We start from the raw sequence: 14,391 nt of genomic DNA, 5'->3' as shown, positions 1-14,391 counted from the left end.
ACTTGCGATCGCCGTGACCGACACGGACGGGGGCGTCTTCGGACGCCCCTTTTTTGTGTAGCATAAACGGCCATGACCATTCCCCGATCGACCAGCCATCCGGTCTGGCTCAACCTCTACCCCATTTATCAGTGGCTCGTGTATGTGCCGCTGGCGGTTCTGACTACGCTGGTGGGGGCCCTTCTCGCCGTGCCGCTTGCGCTGCTGGTTTCGCCCCGCGTGGCCAATCTCTATGTAGCCGTGCCCTGGGGAAAGATCCTGGGCTGGCTGGTGCCGGTGCGCGTGGAAGTCGAGGGCCTCGAGCGGATCGAGCCGGACCGGAGTTATGTGGTCGTGGCCAATCACCAGAGCCAGTTCGACATTCCCGTGGTCTACGGCTGGATCGGGCTGGACCTGCGCTGGGTGGCCAAGGCGGAGCTCAGCCGGATTCCCTTCGTGGCAGCCGGATGCCGCGCGATCGGGCATATCTTCATCGACCGGTCGGATCCCGACCAGTCCAGAACGGCGATCAACCGCGCTGTCGGACGCCTGAAGCCCGGTACGGGCCTGATGTTCTTCGCTGAAGGAACACGCAGCCGGACCGGCGAGTTGTTGCCCTTCAAGAAGGGTGCTTTCCGCGTGGCCGTCGACCAGCAGTTGCCGATTCTGCCGGTGACGGTTGTGGACACGCGTGAAATCCTGCCGGCGAAGAGCCTCCGCATTCGACCGGGCCGGGTCAGGATGATCATTCATCCGCCCCTGGAGACTGCGGGCCTGGGCCCTGGGAAAACCGGTGAATTGTGCCGCCGATGTCACGCCACCGTCGCCAGCGCTCTGCCTCAAGGCAGCGCTTCCTGATGCACCTGCACCGGCCGGATCCCGCCTACACCGGATCGGACCGCGCGCGCCACAACTTCTGGCTGGCCATGCGCCTGACCGCCGGCTTCATCGCCGTGATGTGGGCGGTGTTTCTGTTCGACGTCCTGACCGGCCTGGAACTGGCCCGCTTCGGGTTGCGTCCGCGAGACAGCATGGGGCTGCTCGGCCTGGTGACGACCCCGCTGCTGCACGCACACCTGGGACATATCGCGTCCAACACCGTGCCGCTGTTCATTGGCGGGGTGGCCATTCTGTTTCTCTATCCCAACTCCGCGCTCAAGGCGCTGCCGGTCATGTACGTCGGAAGCGCGGCCGTGGCCTGGGTATTCGCCAGGCCGAACCTGCACATCGGTGCCAGCGGCCTGGTCTATGCCATGCTGGCCTTTGTCTTCGTCTCCGGCGTCCTCAAACGGGATTTGCGATCGGTCGGCGTGTCACTCCTGATCTGGTTCCTGTACGGGTCCATGGTCTGGGGCGTCTTGCCGGTCGACAGCTCGAGCAGTTGGGAGTTGCACGCCAGCGGGGCGATCATCGGCGTCATTCTCGCCTTCGTCTTCCGGCACCAGGATCTTCCGCCGGTCAAGCGTTACGACTGGGAGTGGGAGGAGGAGTTTCCGGACGAGGTTGATGACGAGCGTGATCGTCGCCCCGGCGACCCCTGGCCCTGATCAAACGGAGGTTCAAGTAATGGTCCGAAAGTTGTTCGGAATCCTTTTGGCGATGGTCATCGCCCTGATCGTCATTGGCTTCATGCTGCCGGCAAGTGTGACGATCGAGCGCACTCGCGTGATCGATCATTCCCGCGAGGTGGTCTTCGAGGCCCTGCGCGATTTCCGGCACTTCACGCAGTGGGCGCCCTGGCTTGCGCGTCAGCCCGAGATGAGCTGGCGACTGGAGGGGCCGCCGCAGGGCGTGGGTGCCGCGCTGGCCTGGAAGGAAACGCCCGAAGCCAACGAAAGCCGCATGTGGATCGTGAATGTCGATGACCCCCGTCGCATCGACATGAAACTGGAACTGAGCGGGAACGAGGCCGATAGCTGGTTCGGGGTGGCCGAGGGCCAGGGCGGTGTCGAGGTCACCTGGGGGATGCGGATCGAATTCGGTGCCCTCGATCTCGTGGGGCGCTATGTCGGACTGATATTGCCGGGCCTGGTGGGCAGCGACTACCGCGAGGGGCTGGAACGATTGGACGAATATCTGTCGCGTTCGCCGGGACGCGTGCCCGAGTTGCCCGAAGATCTGGATACGGACGCAGGAGAATGAATCGGGTACCGCAACTGCATGTACTCGGTTGCGGCCGTGCAGCCCGGGCGGTGGCGCGCCGCCTGATCCGGACCGGGAGGGTCCGGCCGGGCCTGGTCGTCAACCGCAGCCTGGAAAGCGCACGGGCGGCCGTCGAGTTCCTGGGGGCGGGAGAAGCCGTCGAGTGCCTCGACGAGCGCATCGCCGAGGGCTGGTTGATGCTGGGCCTGCCCGACGGCGTGTTGGCCCAGACATCTCACGAACTCCTTCGGCAGCTTCCGGCCGCGCCGGCGCTTGTCTTTCATCTTTCCGGCTCGATCGAGGCGGCGGTGCTGAATGTCCCCGGCACCCCCGCTGCGGCCGTGCACCCCGTTCGCGCCTTCTCCGATCCCGAATCGGCCGCCGCAAACTTCGACGGCACCTGGTGCGTGGCCGAGGGGCACGAAAAAGCGCTTGATTGCCTGCGGCCAGTGTTCGAGGCCGCCGGGGGACGATGGCTTGGCTTTGCCGCCGCCGACAAGGCGGCCTGGCATGCATCCACGGTGGCGGCCAGCAACTTCCTGGTCACCATCCAGGATATGGCACGGGAATTGGCCGGTCGGGCCGGCCTGCCCGAGGCGCAGGCCATTCAGGTGCTGTGCGACCTGCAGCAGGGTACGCTCGAGAGTCTGCGCGAAAGGTGCCCGAGCGAAGTTCTGACCGGGCCGATCGAGCGCGGCGACGAAACGGCCTGTCGTCGAATTGTCGAGGCTGCGGCTGCACTTGAACCGGGACAGGCCCGGCTGTTCTCGGAACTCGGCCACGCCACGCTGGCCCTGGCGAGGGAGAAGCGCGGGCCGCTTGACGTAGACGAAAGCCTGGAAAGCCTGTTTGCGAGTTTTGGAAAACGGCAACCATCTACCAGCGACTGAAATCGACGTCTTCGATCGCCGTTTTCCAGTCGTCCGCGCGGGCGGGTTCTGAAACCCCGCGAGCGACGGCGGCCTGAAACAACTCCCCGGAGAGCATGCGCACGCCCAGGCGTTCCAGGTGGGGGTTCCAGAGCTGGCAGTCGCAGAGCAGGAAATGCCATTCCGACAGCGCGCGCATCAGCATGGCCAGTGCGATCTTGGAGGCATCCCGGCGCCGGTGGAACTTAGATTCGGCAAAAAAGATGCGACCGATGGCCACGCCGTACAGTCCGCCGATGAGTTCGTCTGATTCCGCGTCGCGGATTTCGATGCTGTGGGCATGACCGAGGGCATGCAGGCGCCCGTAGGCGGCCCGCATTTGAGGGGTGATCCAGGTGCTGTCCTGCTCGTGGCGCGGCGCGGCGCAGGCGGCGACGACCTCGTCGAAGGCGCGGTCGGCAGTAACCCGGAATCGCCCCTGGCGAAGTGTCCGCCGGAATCGCCGCGACAGGTGCATGCCGCCGGGGAGCATGACCGCCCGCGGCTCCGGCGACCACCACAGGACCGGCCCCGGCGCCTCGTACCAGGGAAAGATTCCCTGCCGGTAGGCATTGAGCAGTCGGGTGGGGTGCAAGTCGCCGCCCCAGGCCAGCAGCCCGTCTTCGCGCGGATTCGCCAGGGGGTCGGGGAAGGGGCTTTCGGGTGAATCACCCAGTTGCGGGACAGGCGCCTCCATCACTTGAAGGGGTCCAAGGCGTCGAGCTGCTGGCGGCGACGATTCAGAAAGTCGGCTTCCGCCTCGAGCCAGCGGCGAATGCCCTCGCGCAGGCCGGGGTGGCGGATGTAGTGGAACGATCGTGTTTTCCGTGGCAGGAAGCCGCGCCGGATCTTGTGCTCGCCCTGGGCGCCGGGTTCGAACCACGCCAGGCCTTCGGCGATGCAGTAGTCGATGCCCTGGTAGTAGCAGGCCTCGAAATGTACGTCGCGGGTCTCGACCAGGCTGCCCCAGTAGCGGCCGTACAGGCGTGTTTCGTCGCGCCAGAACACCGCGCAGGCAAGATCCTCACCCCCGTGCTCGGCGATGCACACGAGAAACTGTTCCCCGAATCGTGAAGCGGCCAGGTTAAAGAATTCGCGATTGAGCGAAGGCAGGTTGCCGTAGAGGGCGAACGTCGTCTGGTAGCAACGATCGACCAGGTCGAGCTCGGCCTCGTCGAGATTGCTCCCGTCGCGCCAGCGAAAGCGCCAGCCCTCGGCGTGAACCCGTTTGCGTTCGGCGCGGATGTTCTTGCGCGGCTTGCGGCGCAAGCGGGAGAGAAAGTCGTCGAAGTCGCGGTAGCCGTGGTTGCGCCAGTGATACTGCCAATCGAAGCGCTCCAGCCATCCGGCTTCGCGCAGCACGGCCGCGTCGGCCTCGTTGCAGAAGTTGGCCCCGGCCGACCACAGGCCCAGTTCCTCGACTCGTTCTTCCATGTGCCGGACGAGGCGAAAAGCGTTCTCTGGGCGGGACTCGGCGCCGAGCAAACGCGGGCCGGTCACCGGATTGAACGGTGCGGCGACCAGCAGCTTGGGATACCAGGCCATCCCGGCCTGATGCGAGGCATTGGCCCAGGCGAAGTCGAAGACGAATTCACCGTGGGAATGATCCTTCAGCCAGGCGGGCGCTGCGCAGACCAGGTCGCCGTTTTCGAACTCGGTCAGGGGGAAAGGGCGCCAGCCCGTCGAGTCACCGACGCAGCCGGCGTCTTCGGCACTGGCCAGAAAGCGCCAGTCGACGAACGGCCCGGTCGGGCACAGGCCGTTCCAGGCCGTTTCGTCGAGATCCGAAAACGGCCTTTCCAGTTCGATCGGGTCAGTCCTGTTGCTCGTCAAGGTAGCGTTCGGCGTCCAGGGCGGCCATGCAGCCGAAGCCGGCCGAGGTGACCGCCTGGCGGTAAACGTGGTCGGCCACGTCACCGGCGGCGAACACCCCGGGTACGGAGGTGGCCGTGGCCATGCCGTTCTGGCCGGTGCGGATGTGGATGTAGCCGTTGCTCATCTCCAGCTGGCCTTCGAAGATCTTCGTGTTGGGATCGTGGCCGATGGCGATGAAGACACCGTCGAGGTCGACGTCGCTCGTTTCGTTCGACTGGACATGCTTGATGCGCATGCCGGTCACGCCATCGTCGTCGCCGAGCACTTCGTCGAGCACATGATTCCAGCGAATCTCGACCTTGCCTTCGGCTTCCTTCTGGAACAGCCGCTCCTGCAGGATTTTCTCGGCGCGCAGCTCCTCGCGGCGATGGACCAGGGTGACCTTGCTGGCGATGTTGGCCAGGTAGAGGGCTTCTTCGACGGCCGTGTTGCCACCGCCGATGACCGCGACCGGCTTGTTGCGGTAGAAAAAGCCGTCACAGGTCGCGCAGGCCGATACGCCCCGGCCCTTGAAAGCCTCTTCGGAGGGCAGACCCAGATAGCGGGCCGATGCGCCGGTGGCGATGACCAGGCTGTCGCAGGTATAAACGCCGCTGTCGCCCTCGAGCCGATACGGCTTCTTTGCCAGGTCGGCGGTATGGATGTGATCGAAGACGATCTCGGTATCGAAGGCCTCGGCGTGGGCCCCCATCTGCTGCATCAATTCCGGCCCTTGCAGGTCGGGATAGCTGCCGGGCCAGTTCTCCACGTCGGTGGTGGTGGTCAACTGGCCGCCCTGTTCGATACCGGTGATCACCGCCGGTTGCAGGTTGGCGCGGGCGGCATAGATTGCCGCCGTGTAGCCGGCGGGGCCGGAGCCGAGGATCAGCAGCCGGAAATGACGAGGGTCGGACATGTATAATTTCTCCGTTTCGGGCCGGGCGGTTCAAAGGCACAAACGTGTGGTCGCCCACCCCTCAATCCAAGGCGGGCCGGTCGTCGATCGGCCCTTTTATTCTGGCAGTTTTCAAGGAGCACGAGGATGCGAATCGGAATTCCCCGCGAGATCAAGACACTGGAAGGGCGCGTGGCCCTGGTGCCGGCGGCCTGCGGCGACCTGGTCCAGGCCGGGCACGACGTCTTCATCGAGGCCGGGGCAGGCAGCAAGAGTGGATTTTCCGATGAGGATTTCCAGCAGGTCGGGGTCGAGGTATTGCCGGATGCCGAGGCGCTCTATGGCAAGAGTGAACTGGTGGTCAAGGTCAAGGAACCGATCGAGGGCGATCTGCAGTATCTGCGTTCCGATCACCAGCTGTTCTGCTATCTGCACCTGGCGGCCGAACCCAAGCTGACCGATCGCCTGCTCGACATCGGCCTGACCGGCGTGGCCTTCGAGACGGTCGAGGAAGACGACGGTTCACTGCCGCTGCTCGCGCCCATGAGCAATATCGCCGGACGCATCGGCGTGCAGGTGGGTACCCATCTGTTGCACCAGCCCGAGGGCGGACGTGGTGTCTTGCTGGGCGGCCTGCCCGCCGCTGATCGCGGGCACGTGGTCGTGCTCGGCGCCGGCGCTGCCGGCGGAAACGCCGCACGCCTGGCTGCATCCTCGGGGGCGCGCGTGACGGTCTTCGACAAGCGCCAGGACCGCCTGGCCGAAATGATGGCCATCGGTCCCAACGTCACGGCGCTGTACCCCTATGGCGATACCGTGGCCGATTTCGTATCCAAGGCGGACCTCGTCATCGGCGCGGTGCTGATTACCGGGGCACGTGCGCCGCACGTGATTTCGCGCGAGATGATCTCGTCGATGAACGAGGGCGCGGTCGTCGTCGACATTTCCGTCGACCAGGGCGGCTGCGTGGAAACCACGCGCCCGACCACCTATGCCGATCCCACCTACCAGGTAGACGGCGTGACGCATTTCGCCGTCACCAACATGCCGGGGGCGGTGCCGCGGACTTCGAGCCAGGCGCTGTCAGCGGCGATCCTGCCGTATGTCCAGCGTATGGCGCGGCCTGACTGGGAAGCGATGGAACCGTTGGCCCGTGGGGTGAATGTGCGAAAAGGCGAACTTGTACATCCGGCTCTGAAAAAAGCATAATCAACAATTTAAGCGGGAAAATTAATGCAGGGTAGCAAGTGAGCCCACGCGCGAAGAAGAGCGAGAAGGTGGATGAATCCGCGCTGGCCATGAAGCGGCGTATATCGGAGGCGCTGTTCCTGCTGATTCTGGTCGCCGCCGTCTACCTGCTGCTGTGCCTGATCAGCCACGATCCGTCGGATCCAGGCTGGTCGCGCGCGGGGGGTGATTCCGATATCGACAATCTCGGCGGCGCCTTCGGCGCCTGGCTCGCCGATCTCTTCCTGGTGCTGTTCGGCTACATGGCCTATGCCGCACCGCTGTTGATCGGCTTTGCCGGATTCCGCGTACTCAGCGAGCGGGCAGAGCCGGCCGGACTGGCCGAGTGGTCGGTGCGCACGGCGGGCCTGTTGCTGGCGGTTCTGGCCGGTTGCATGTTGCTGTCGATGCAGGCCCCCTATGCCGGCAGTCATTCCGGCGGCGGTGTCATCGGCGACGTACTTTCCGAACCCATGGTGTCGACCATGGGCCTGACCGGCGGCGTGCTGATCTGCCTGAGTATTTTCCTGGGCGGCATCACCCTGTTCACCGGCCTGTCATGGATCGACGTGGTCGACCGAACCGGGCGTTTCGCAATGGCCGCCCTCGACTGGACGATCAAGAAGATCGCCCGGGGCCGCGACTGGTTCGCCGGTCGGCGGGCGCGGGCCGAGCGCGAGGAGGTGCGCAAGCGCGATTCGATCAAGCGCAAGTCGCGCAAGGAAGTGCGGATCGAACCGCGAGTGGAGCCGCAGCTCGACAAGCCGGCCGAGAAGAAGGTGCGCCAGCAGCCCTTGTTCAAGAACCTCTCGCCCGGGGAATTGCCGCCCCTGGAACTGCTCGACGAAGCGCCCGCCAAGAAGTCCGGTTACTCCGAAGAAGCGCTCAAGGCCATGAGTCGCCAGGTCGAGCTCAAGCTGGCCGACTTCGGCGTGGAAGTGGAAGTGGTGGCCGTACATCCCGGCCCGGTGATCACGCGTTTCGAGTTGCAGCCGGCGCCGGGCGTGAAGGGTGCCCAGGTTTCCAATCTCTCCAAGGATCTGGCGCGTGGGCTGAGCGTGATATCGGTGCGCGTGGTCGACGTCATTCCCGGAAAGAGCGTTATCGGGCTGGAAATTCCCAACCAGAACCGCGAGATCGTCTACCTGCGCGAGATTCTGGATTCGGAGGCCTACGCGAGATCGAATTCGCCCCTGACGCTGGGGCTCGGCAAGAGCATCGCCGGCAAGCCCATGGTCACCGACCTGTCGCGCATGCCGCACCTGCTGGTGGCCGGGACCACCGGGTCGGGCAAGTCGGTGGCGATCAACGCCATGATCCTGAGCCTGCTCTACAAGGCCACCCCGGATCAGGTGCGTCTGATCATGATCGACCCCAAGATGCTGGAACTGTCGGTCTACGAGGGCATCCAGCACCTGCTCACGCCGGTCGTGACCGACATGAAGGATGCCGCCAATGCGCTGCGCTGGTGCGTGGCCGAAATGGAGCGCCGTTACAAGCTGATGGCCTCGGTGGGCGTGCGCAACCTGGCCGGCTACAACCGCAAGGTCAAGGAAGCCGCCGACAAGGGCAAGCCCATTCCCGATCCGCTGGCCGAGCCCTCCGAGCTGGCCGAGGGCGAAGAAAAGCCCGTGCTGGAGATGTTGCCCTACATCGTCGTCGTGGTCGACGAGTTCGCCGACCTGATGATGATCGTGGGCAAGAAGATCGAGCAGCTCATCGCACGTCTCGCCCAGAAGGCGAGGGCTTCGGGTATCCATCTGATCCTGGCCACGCAGCGCCCCTCGGTGGACGTCATCACCGGCCTGATCAAGGCCAATATTCCCACCCGCATGGCCTTCCAGGTCTCTTCCCGGGTGGATTCGCGCACCATTCTCGACCAGCAGGGCGCCGAGCAGCTGCTCGGCCACGGCGACATGCTCTACCTGCCGCCGGGCTCGGGATTGCCGGAGCGCATTCACGGCGCTTTCGTCGACGACCACGAGGTGCATGCCGTGGCCGAATCGCTCAAGCAGCAGGGCCCTCCGGACTATCTCGACGAGGTGCTCGACGAAACCCAGACCATGGCGAATGGCCAGCAGATCGGAGCGACCGGCCTGCCCGAGGGCGGCAGCGGCGATTCCGAGGACGAACTCTACGACAAGGCGGTGGCTTACGTACTGGAAAGCCGGCGCGCGTCGATTTCGAGTGTCCAGCGCCATCTGCGCATCGGTTACAACCGGGCGGCCCGTCTGATCGAGGACATGGAAGCCCAGGGGGTGGTCAGTCCGCCCGAGCACAACGGCCAGCGCGAAGTGCTGGCGCCCAAGCCGCCGCCGCGCGACTGAGTCAGCGCAGGTTCAGCGTGGCCGAAGCACACTCGTACTCCAGACGCTGCGAAGGAGAACTCACGACATGATCATGGACTGGCTGGCCGCCCTGTTGCTTGCGGTATCCACATCCGGTGCGCCGCAGGACGGACGCGCCCAGCTCGATGCCTTCGCCGAGGACCTGGAAACCCTGTCGGGGCGCTTCGAGCAGGTGACCGTCGACGCCGACGGCCGGGTAACGGAAGAATCATCGGGTGAGCTTTATTACGCCCGGCCCGATCGCTTCCGCTGGAGCTATGGAGAGCCGTTTCCGCAGGAAATCGTTGCCGACGGCGAGCAACTCTGGCACTACGACATATCCCTCGAGCAGGTCACGGTTCGCGAACAGCCCGGTGCCGCGGAATCGCCCTTGCTGGTCCTGACCCGGCCCGAGCTGCTCGATCGCTTCTATCGGGTCACGGACTCCGGCAGCGAGGTGATCGAGTTCGAGCCGCTCGAGGACGGAACCGACATCGTCCAGGGCAGGCTCTACTTCCGCGACGGCCTGCCGCGGCAACTCGAACTGGAAGACGATTTCGGGCAGCTTACGCGCCTGCGTCTGCTCGAGCTCGAACGCAATCCGGAAATCAGCCGCGACGTCTTCGAATTCACGGTGCCGGACGGCGTGGACGTACTCGAGGGCTACTGAGGGCCTTAACGGCGCCGATCGGGGTCGCGATTCCGGGCCTCGAATGCCGCGGAATTCGGCCGGGTTCCGAGGATGGGGCCATTGAGGGGGGAGTAGCGATCATTACCGGGATTGCCGGGTCGGGCATCTTGTTCGTTGCGCCGGTTGCGCTGGTCGGAAAGCCGGTCGTCGATGTCTTGCGGGATGGGCCAGGGGACGTAGACTTTCTCCACCTGATCGTTCGCAGTCCGTGCCGAAGGGGGTGCGGACGGACGGCGCTTGCGCTCACGCCTGGCGAGGCGCTCCCGCCGTTCCCGGAGAAAGGCCTGTGTGGCCTCGGCCAGTGCTGACAGGTTTTCGTCGGGCGTGACGAAACTGACGCCCTGGCCGTCGGCATGAAGCGTCTGGTTCGAACCGCAGGGGCGGTCGGAGAAGGCGACGACGCCGTCGGATTCGCAACGATAGATCTGTGCAGCCGCGGGCAGGGCGAATAGAACGAAGGCGGCCGGGATCATGATCCGGTGTTTCATGCCCTGTCTCCGTCAGCCATCGCCGGCAAGCGGCGCAAACGCTTACACATCGGGTCGATCGAAGGACTCCGCCGATTCCTCGTCTTCGGGGTGCGTCAGGATCTCGACGGACTGGCGTGCCTGGTCGAGCATCTCGTGGCAGTGCTTCGACAGCTCGATCCCGCGTTTGAAACGTTCGAGTGATTCGGCCAGGCTCAATTCGCCCGACTCGAGCGCTTCGACCAGACCTTCCAGTTCTTCCAGCGATGCCTCGAAATCCGGTTTCTTGTCGGACGAGTCCCTGTTGGATGTCTCTTCCTTGCTCATGCGCCCGATTCTAACCCAGCCGTGACAATACGACGTGACCCCGGCGTCCAGTGCAGGCACTGATTCCGTCGACGCAGAAGGTGTTCGAACTCGGCCGTTCGCCAGCGCGTGCCGAGCGCGACAAGCTGGCCGTCCAGCCACACTCGGGGCCATTGATCGCGTTGCCACGGCGGGACACCGATATTCGCCAGCAGGCGCTTGCAGGGACGGTGATGGGCGTCACCGGCCGGTTTGAGCGACTGGCCCTTTCGTCCGGCGCAAACCTCGAGTTCGAGCGGCGAATCGGCCGGACCGACCAGTTCGAGTCGGCCGAGACCGTCGGGCAGGCTGAGCGGCTGGCGGCCGTCCCACTGCAAACACCAGTCGGCGGGAGGCCCCTGTTCGGGCTCGAGCCAGAGCCGGTTGGCCCAGTGGCGCAGGATATGCGCATTCCAGCGCAATTCGGGGCAGCGGTCATTCTCGGCCGTCGAGACCTGCTCCAGGAATTCATCCAGGCGTTGGCCGGGCGGCGGCTGGACAGCGTTGCGAATACACCAGGCCCGGATGACCGCAGCCCGGTAGTAGGTGCTGTCATCGGCCAGCCGGTCGAGATCCAGTGGATCACCGGTCGTGCCCGCTTGCGCCAGATCTAGCGCCACCCGGTCGGCGACGAAGTCGGCGGCACCGCGGCACAGACGGGCGGATCGCCGCAGGGCGGCATCCACGCCCGGCCAGCGTTCGCGCAGCGCAGGAAGCACCTCGTGACGCAGGTAATTGCGGTCGAAACCGGGCCAGTCGTTGGCCGGATCGCGGAGACAGTCGAGTCGATGACGCTGGAGCCAGCCTTCGATGTCGGATCGCGGCCATTCGATCAGGGGACGGGCAAGCCAGCCACGGCCGAAGCGGCGGACGGCCGGAATGCCCGCCAGCCCATCGGGTCCGGCGCCCCTGAGCAGACGCAACAGCACCGTCTCGCTCTGGTCGTCGGCGTGGTGTGCCGTTACAAGCACATCTTCGGGGCCGATCTGGTTCTCGAGCGCGATATATCGGGCATCGCGGGCAGCCGCCTCGGGACCGCGACCGGCTCCAACCGTCACCCGAACGATCTCGCACTCGACGCCCAAACTCGCGGCGATGTCGACAGCCCGTTTCGCCCGTTCACGGCTCCCGGTGTCCAGCCCGTGGTCGACGTGAACACAGACGACCTCACGTTCGATGGTCGATACGATCAACTGGTGCAGCAGGCAGACCGAATCCGGGCCACCGCTGAAAGCCACGACCACGCGGTTGCAGCCGGGCAGGTTCTCGGGATGAATGCGCTCGGCCGGCATGGCCGCAGGGGTACGCTACTGCTGCTCGAACGCCCCGTGCGCCATCAGTCGCTGGTAGCGTTCGGAGAGCAGTGTTTCGACAGGCTGATTGGCGAGGTGGTCGATCTGCGCGACGATGGTCTCGCGAATTCTGACGGCGACTTCGTGCGGCGAGCGGTGCGCGCCGCCGGCGGGTTCCTTGATGACCTTGTCGATGAGCTTGAGTTTCTTGAGCTTGCTGGCCGTCAGGCTCATGGCCTCGGCCGCCACCGGCGCCTTGTCGGCACTCTTCCACAGGATCGAGGCGCAGCCCTCGGGCGAGATGACCGAGTAGATGCTGTACTGCAGCATGCTGGTACGGTCGCCCACACCGATGGCCAGGGCACCTCCGGAGCCACCTTCGCCGATGACGAAGCAGATGATCGGTACCGGCAGGCGCGACATCACGGACAGATTGCGAGCGATCGCCTCGGACTGACCACGTTCTTCCGCGCCCACGCCGGGGTAGGCGCCGGGTGTGTCGATGAAGGTGACGACGGGCATGCCGAAGCGGGCGGCCATCTCCATCAATCGCTGGGCCTTGCGGTAGCCTTCCGGGCGCGGCATGCCGAAGTTGCGATAGACCTTCTCGCGCGTATCGCGTCCCTTCTGGTGGCCGATCAGCATCACGCTGAGCCCATCGAGCATGGCCGGGCCGCCGACGATGGCATGGTCGTCGGCAAAGTGCCGGTCGCCGTGCAGTTCCTCGAAGCGGTCGAAGACCATCGGCACGTAGTCGAGCGTGTACGGACGCTGCGGATGGCGCGCCAATTGCGAGATCTGCCAGTCGCTCAATTCCGAAAAGATCGTTTCCGTACGATCCCGGCACTTTTGCTCGAGGCGCTGGATTTCTTCCTCGAGGTTCATCGAGACGCCGGAACCGACGTTTCTCAGCTCGCGGATCTTGGCCTCGAGCTCGGCGATGGGTTGTTCGAAATCGAGATAGTTGGGATTCATTACAGTCGTCGGTACCGGCCGCTGATCAATGAATGAGTATAACGTTCCCGTCAGGAGGGATGAACCCCGACGGCGACGGGACCTTTCGGAATCCGGCCGATCTCGAAATGGGCCAGGGCCCAGTCCAGCTGGGCTTCGAGTGACCGGGCGCCGGTCGGCGGCTCGTGACCCAGGGCTCGAAGGGCCAGTCGCAGTGCTTCACCGTACGGACGAGCGACGACCGGATCGTCCTCGTCCGACTTGCTGAGCTTGCGGCCGTTTCCGTCGGTGACGAGCGGAAGATGCATCCAGCCGGGCGGCCTCAGACCGAGTCGGTGGTAGACCAGGAGCTGTCTTGGCGTTGAATCGATCAAGTCCGCGCCGCGAACCACTTCGGTGATGCCGGCGGCTGCATCGTCGACGACCACGGCCAGCTGGTAGGCGATCAGCCCGTCGCCGCGCCGGACGATGAAGTCGCCGCCGATGCGGCCGGGATGATCGCAGTACTCGCCCTGGATGGCGTCGATGAAGCACTCGACTTCGGCATTGTCGGTACGCATGCGCACGCTACGCGGCTTGCGGCCCGGGGGGAGTCCGTCCCGGCAGGTGCCGGGATAGATACCATCGGGCGGCAGGTCGCGCCGGCTGCAGCCGCACCAGTAGGCCGATCCGTCGGACAGCAATTGCTCCAGGGCGCGTTCGTGCAGCTGCGCTGACTGACTCTGGTAGCCGACGGGGGCATCCGCATGCAGTCCGAAGGCGGCCAGGGTGGCGATCTGCTCGTCGGCCGCACCCGGCACCTCGCGCGGCGGATCGATATCCTCGATACGCACCAGCCAGCGTCCACCGAGACTGCGGGCTCGCAGGTAGCTGCCCACCGCCGCCACCAGGGAGCCGAAATGGAGCGCGCCGGTGGGCGAGGGGGCAAAGCGGCCGATATAGGCCGATGCGGGTTTTTCGCGAGCGCTCACGGGCTGACTTGGAAAGGCGAAGGCATGGCGCCATTTTACCGTCTGGTCGCTGCATTCCGAGACCTGCTGATGAGCCATCCGCCGCTGGAGGAGCGCATCCGGGCGCTTTCCGAGGGGGCACGTTGATGACGAGACGCTAGGCTCGCTGGGTGCCACCGGGCGCCGTGCGGGTCTCGACACTTCAAAGGCGGTTTCGCCCGGCGCGCTTTGCGCGCTCTTGCGGTGGCTCGTTCAATGCCGTGCTGGCAAGCAGCTCGTTGCCCCAAGGCCGCGGTTCGGGCTTCGACAAGTCAAAATATATTCCGCCCGCCTGCTCCGCAGGCTGATGGCGGGTCCCTT

At 65.1% G+C, this 14,391-nt stretch carries 15 protein-coding genes; 7 read left to right on the top strand and 8 right to left on the bottom strand.

Annotation, left to right across the window (positions count from 1 at the left end; genetic code table 11):
* Positions 1–72: 72 nt before the first annotated feature.
* From DZK26_RS05980 to DZK26_RS05965, 4 genes are read left to right on the top strand one after another with little or no spacing between them, the layout of a single operon-like run.
* Complete coding sequence (locus tag DZK26_RS05980; protein ID WP_116896949.1) at positions 73–837, top strand: 1-acyl-sn-glycerol-3-phosphate acyltransferase; 765 nt, start codon at positions 73–75, stop codon at positions 835–837.
* Positions 837–1,526, top strand: a complete 690-nt coding sequence (locus DZK26_RS05975; protein WP_181918236.1) for a rhomboid family intramembrane serine protease — start codon at positions 837–839, stop codon at positions 1,524–1,526. The genes DZK26_RS05980 and DZK26_RS05975 overlap by 1 nt, the downstream gene beginning before the upstream one ends.
* A 19-nt stretch (positions 1,527–1,545) precedes the next feature.
* On the top strand, positions 1,546–2,121 hold the full coding sequence (locus DZK26_RS05970; protein ID WP_181918235.1) for an SRPBCC family protein: 576 nt from the start codon (positions 1,546–1,548) through the stop codon (positions 2,119–2,121).
* Positions 2,118–3,011, top strand: a complete 894-nt coding sequence (locus DZK26_RS05965) for a DUF2520 domain-containing protein (protein WP_116896946.1) — start codon at positions 2,118–2,120, stop codon at positions 3,009–3,011. Before DZK26_RS05970 ends, DZK26_RS05965 begins: the two co-directional genes overlap by 4 nt.
* Here the strand turns inward: DZK26_RS05965 and aat are convergent.
* Genes aat through trxB form a run of 3 tightly spaced genes read right to left on the bottom strand, consistent with a single transcriptional unit; the run spans position 2,998 to position 5,799 of the window.
* On the bottom strand, positions 2,998–3,726 hold the full coding sequence (aat, locus tag DZK26_RS05960; protein ID WP_116896945.1) for a leucyl/phenylalanyl-tRNA--protein transferase: 729 nt from the start codon (positions 3,724–3,726) through the stop codon (positions 2,998–3,000). The two genes, DZK26_RS05965 and aat, sit on opposite strands and share 14 nt — an antisense overlap.
* Complete coding sequence (locus DZK26_RS05955) at positions 3,726–4,862, bottom strand: GNAT family N-acetyltransferase (protein ID WP_181918234.1); 1,137 nt, start codon at positions 4,860–4,862, stop codon at positions 3,726–3,728. The genes aat and DZK26_RS05955 overlap by 1 nt, the downstream gene beginning before the upstream one ends.
* A complete protein-coding gene (trxB, locus tag DZK26_RS05950) occupies positions 4,843–5,799 on the bottom strand; it encodes a thioredoxin-disulfide reductase (RefSeq protein WP_116896943.1) in 957 nt (318 codons plus the stop codon). Before trxB ends, DZK26_RS05955 begins: the two co-directional genes overlap by 20 nt.
* Positions 5,800–5,925: 126 nt before the next feature.
* Between trxB and ald the strand changes: the two genes are divergently transcribed.
* From ald to lolA, 3 genes are all read left to right on the top strand, one after another.
* A complete protein-coding gene (gene ald / locus DZK26_RS05945) occupies positions 5,926–6,987 on the top strand; it encodes an alanine dehydrogenase (protein ID WP_116896942.1) in 1,062 nt (353 codons plus the stop codon).
* An 89-nt stretch (positions 6,988–7,076) separates the two neighbouring features.
* A complete protein-coding gene (locus DZK26_RS05940) occupies positions 7,077–9,332 on the top strand; it encodes a DNA translocase FtsK (RefSeq protein ID WP_116897028.1) in 2,256 nt (751 codons plus the stop codon).
* 67 nt (positions 9,333–9,399) lie between these two features.
* Positions 9,400–10,002 (top strand): outer membrane lipoprotein chaperone LolA, encoded by a 603-nt coding sequence (lolA, locus tag DZK26_RS05935; protein ID WP_116896941.1) that lies wholly within the window; start codon positions 9,400–9,402, stop codon positions 10,000–10,002.
* Positions 10,003–10,007: 5 nt separating this feature from the next.
* Here lolA and DZK26_RS05930 read toward each other — a convergent pair whose 3' ends face one another.
* From DZK26_RS05930 to gluQRS, 5 genes are read right to left on the bottom strand one after another with little or no spacing between them, the layout of a single operon-like run.
* Entirely contained in the window at positions 10,008–10,511 is a 504-nt protein-coding gene (locus DZK26_RS05930) for a DUF4124 domain-containing protein (RefSeq protein WP_116896940.1), read from the bottom strand.
* A 42-nt stretch (positions 10,512–10,553) separates the two neighbouring features.
* Positions 10,554–10,817: an exodeoxyribonuclease VII small subunit gene (locus DZK26_RS05925; protein WP_116896939.1), complete on the bottom strand. Its 264-nt coding sequence runs from the start codon at positions 10,815–10,817 to the stop codon at positions 10,554–10,556.
* Entirely contained in the window at positions 10,814–12,127 is a 1,314-nt protein-coding gene (gene tilS / locus DZK26_RS05920) for a tRNA lysidine(34) synthetase TilS (protein ID WP_116896938.1), read from the bottom strand. Before tilS ends, DZK26_RS05925 begins: the two co-directional genes overlap by 4 nt.
* 15 nt (positions 12,128–12,142) lie before the next feature.
* On the bottom strand, positions 12,143–13,102 hold the full coding sequence (locus tag DZK26_RS05915) for an acetyl-CoA carboxylase carboxyltransferase subunit alpha (protein ID WP_116896937.1): 960 nt from the start codon (positions 13,100–13,102) through the stop codon (positions 12,143–12,145).
* 50 nt (positions 13,103–13,152) lie between these two features.
* Entirely contained in the window at positions 13,153–14,052 is a 900-nt protein-coding gene (gluQRS, locus tag DZK26_RS05910) for a tRNA glutamyl-Q(34) synthetase GluQRS (RefSeq protein WP_258870804.1), read from the bottom strand.
* Positions 14,053–14,391 lie beyond the last annotated feature (339 nt).

The organism is Wenzhouxiangella sp. 15190 (assembly GCF_003417465.1).
Taxonomy (GTDB): Bacteria; Pseudomonadota; Gammaproteobacteria; order Xanthomonadales; family Wenzhouxiangellaceae; genus Wenzhouxiangella.
This window is presented reverse-complemented; position numbering and strand designations above follow the sequence as displayed.

Coding starts and splice junctions, on each gene's coding strand:
- aat (WP_116896945.1), bottom strand. CDS start 3,726: ATGGAGGCGCCTGTCCCGCAACTGGGTGATTCACCCGAAAGCCCCTTC.
- ald (WP_116896942.1), top strand. CDS start 5,926: ATGCGAATCGGAATTCCCCGCGAGATCAAGACACTGGAAGGGCGCGTG.
- DZK26_RS05940 (WP_116897028.1), top strand. CDS start 7,077: ATGAAGCGGCGTATATCGGAGGCGCTGTTCCTGCTGATTCTGGTCGCC.
- DZK26_RS05970 (WP_181918235.1), top strand. CDS start 1,546: ATGGTCCGAAAGTTGTTCGGAATCCTTTTGGCGATGGTCATCGCCCTG.
- DZK26_RS05975 (WP_181918236.1), top strand. CDS start 837: ATGCACCTGCACCGGCCGGATCCCGCCTACACCGGATCGGACCGCGCG.
- DZK26_RS05915 (WP_116896937.1), bottom strand. CDS start 13,102: ATGAATCCCAACTATCTCGATTTCGAACAACCCATCGCCGAGCTCGAG.
- DZK26_RS05930 (WP_116896940.1), bottom strand. CDS start 10,511: ATGAAACACCGGATCATGATCCCGGCCGCCTTCGTTCTATTCGCCCTG.
- DZK26_RS05965 (WP_116896946.1), top strand. CDS start 2,118: ATGAATCGGGTACCGCAACTGCATGTACTCGGTTGCGGCCGTGCAGCC.
- tilS (WP_116896938.1), bottom strand. CDS start 12,127: ATGCCGGCCGAGCGCATTCATCCCGAGAACCTGCCCGGCTGCAACCGC.
- trxB (WP_116896943.1), bottom strand. CDS start 5,799: ATGTCCGACCCTCGTCATTTCCGGCTGCTGATCCTCGGCTCCGGCCCC.
- DZK26_RS05925 (WP_116896939.1), bottom strand. CDS start 10,817: ATGAGCAAGGAAGAGACATCCAACAGGGACTCGTCCGACAAGAAACCG.
- DZK26_RS05980 (WP_116896949.1), top strand. CDS start 73: ATGACCATTCCCCGATCGACCAGCCATCCGGTCTGGCTCAACCTCTAC.
- lolA (WP_116896941.1), top strand. CDS start 9,400: ATGATCATGGACTGGCTGGCCGCCCTGTTGCTTGCGGTATCCACATCC.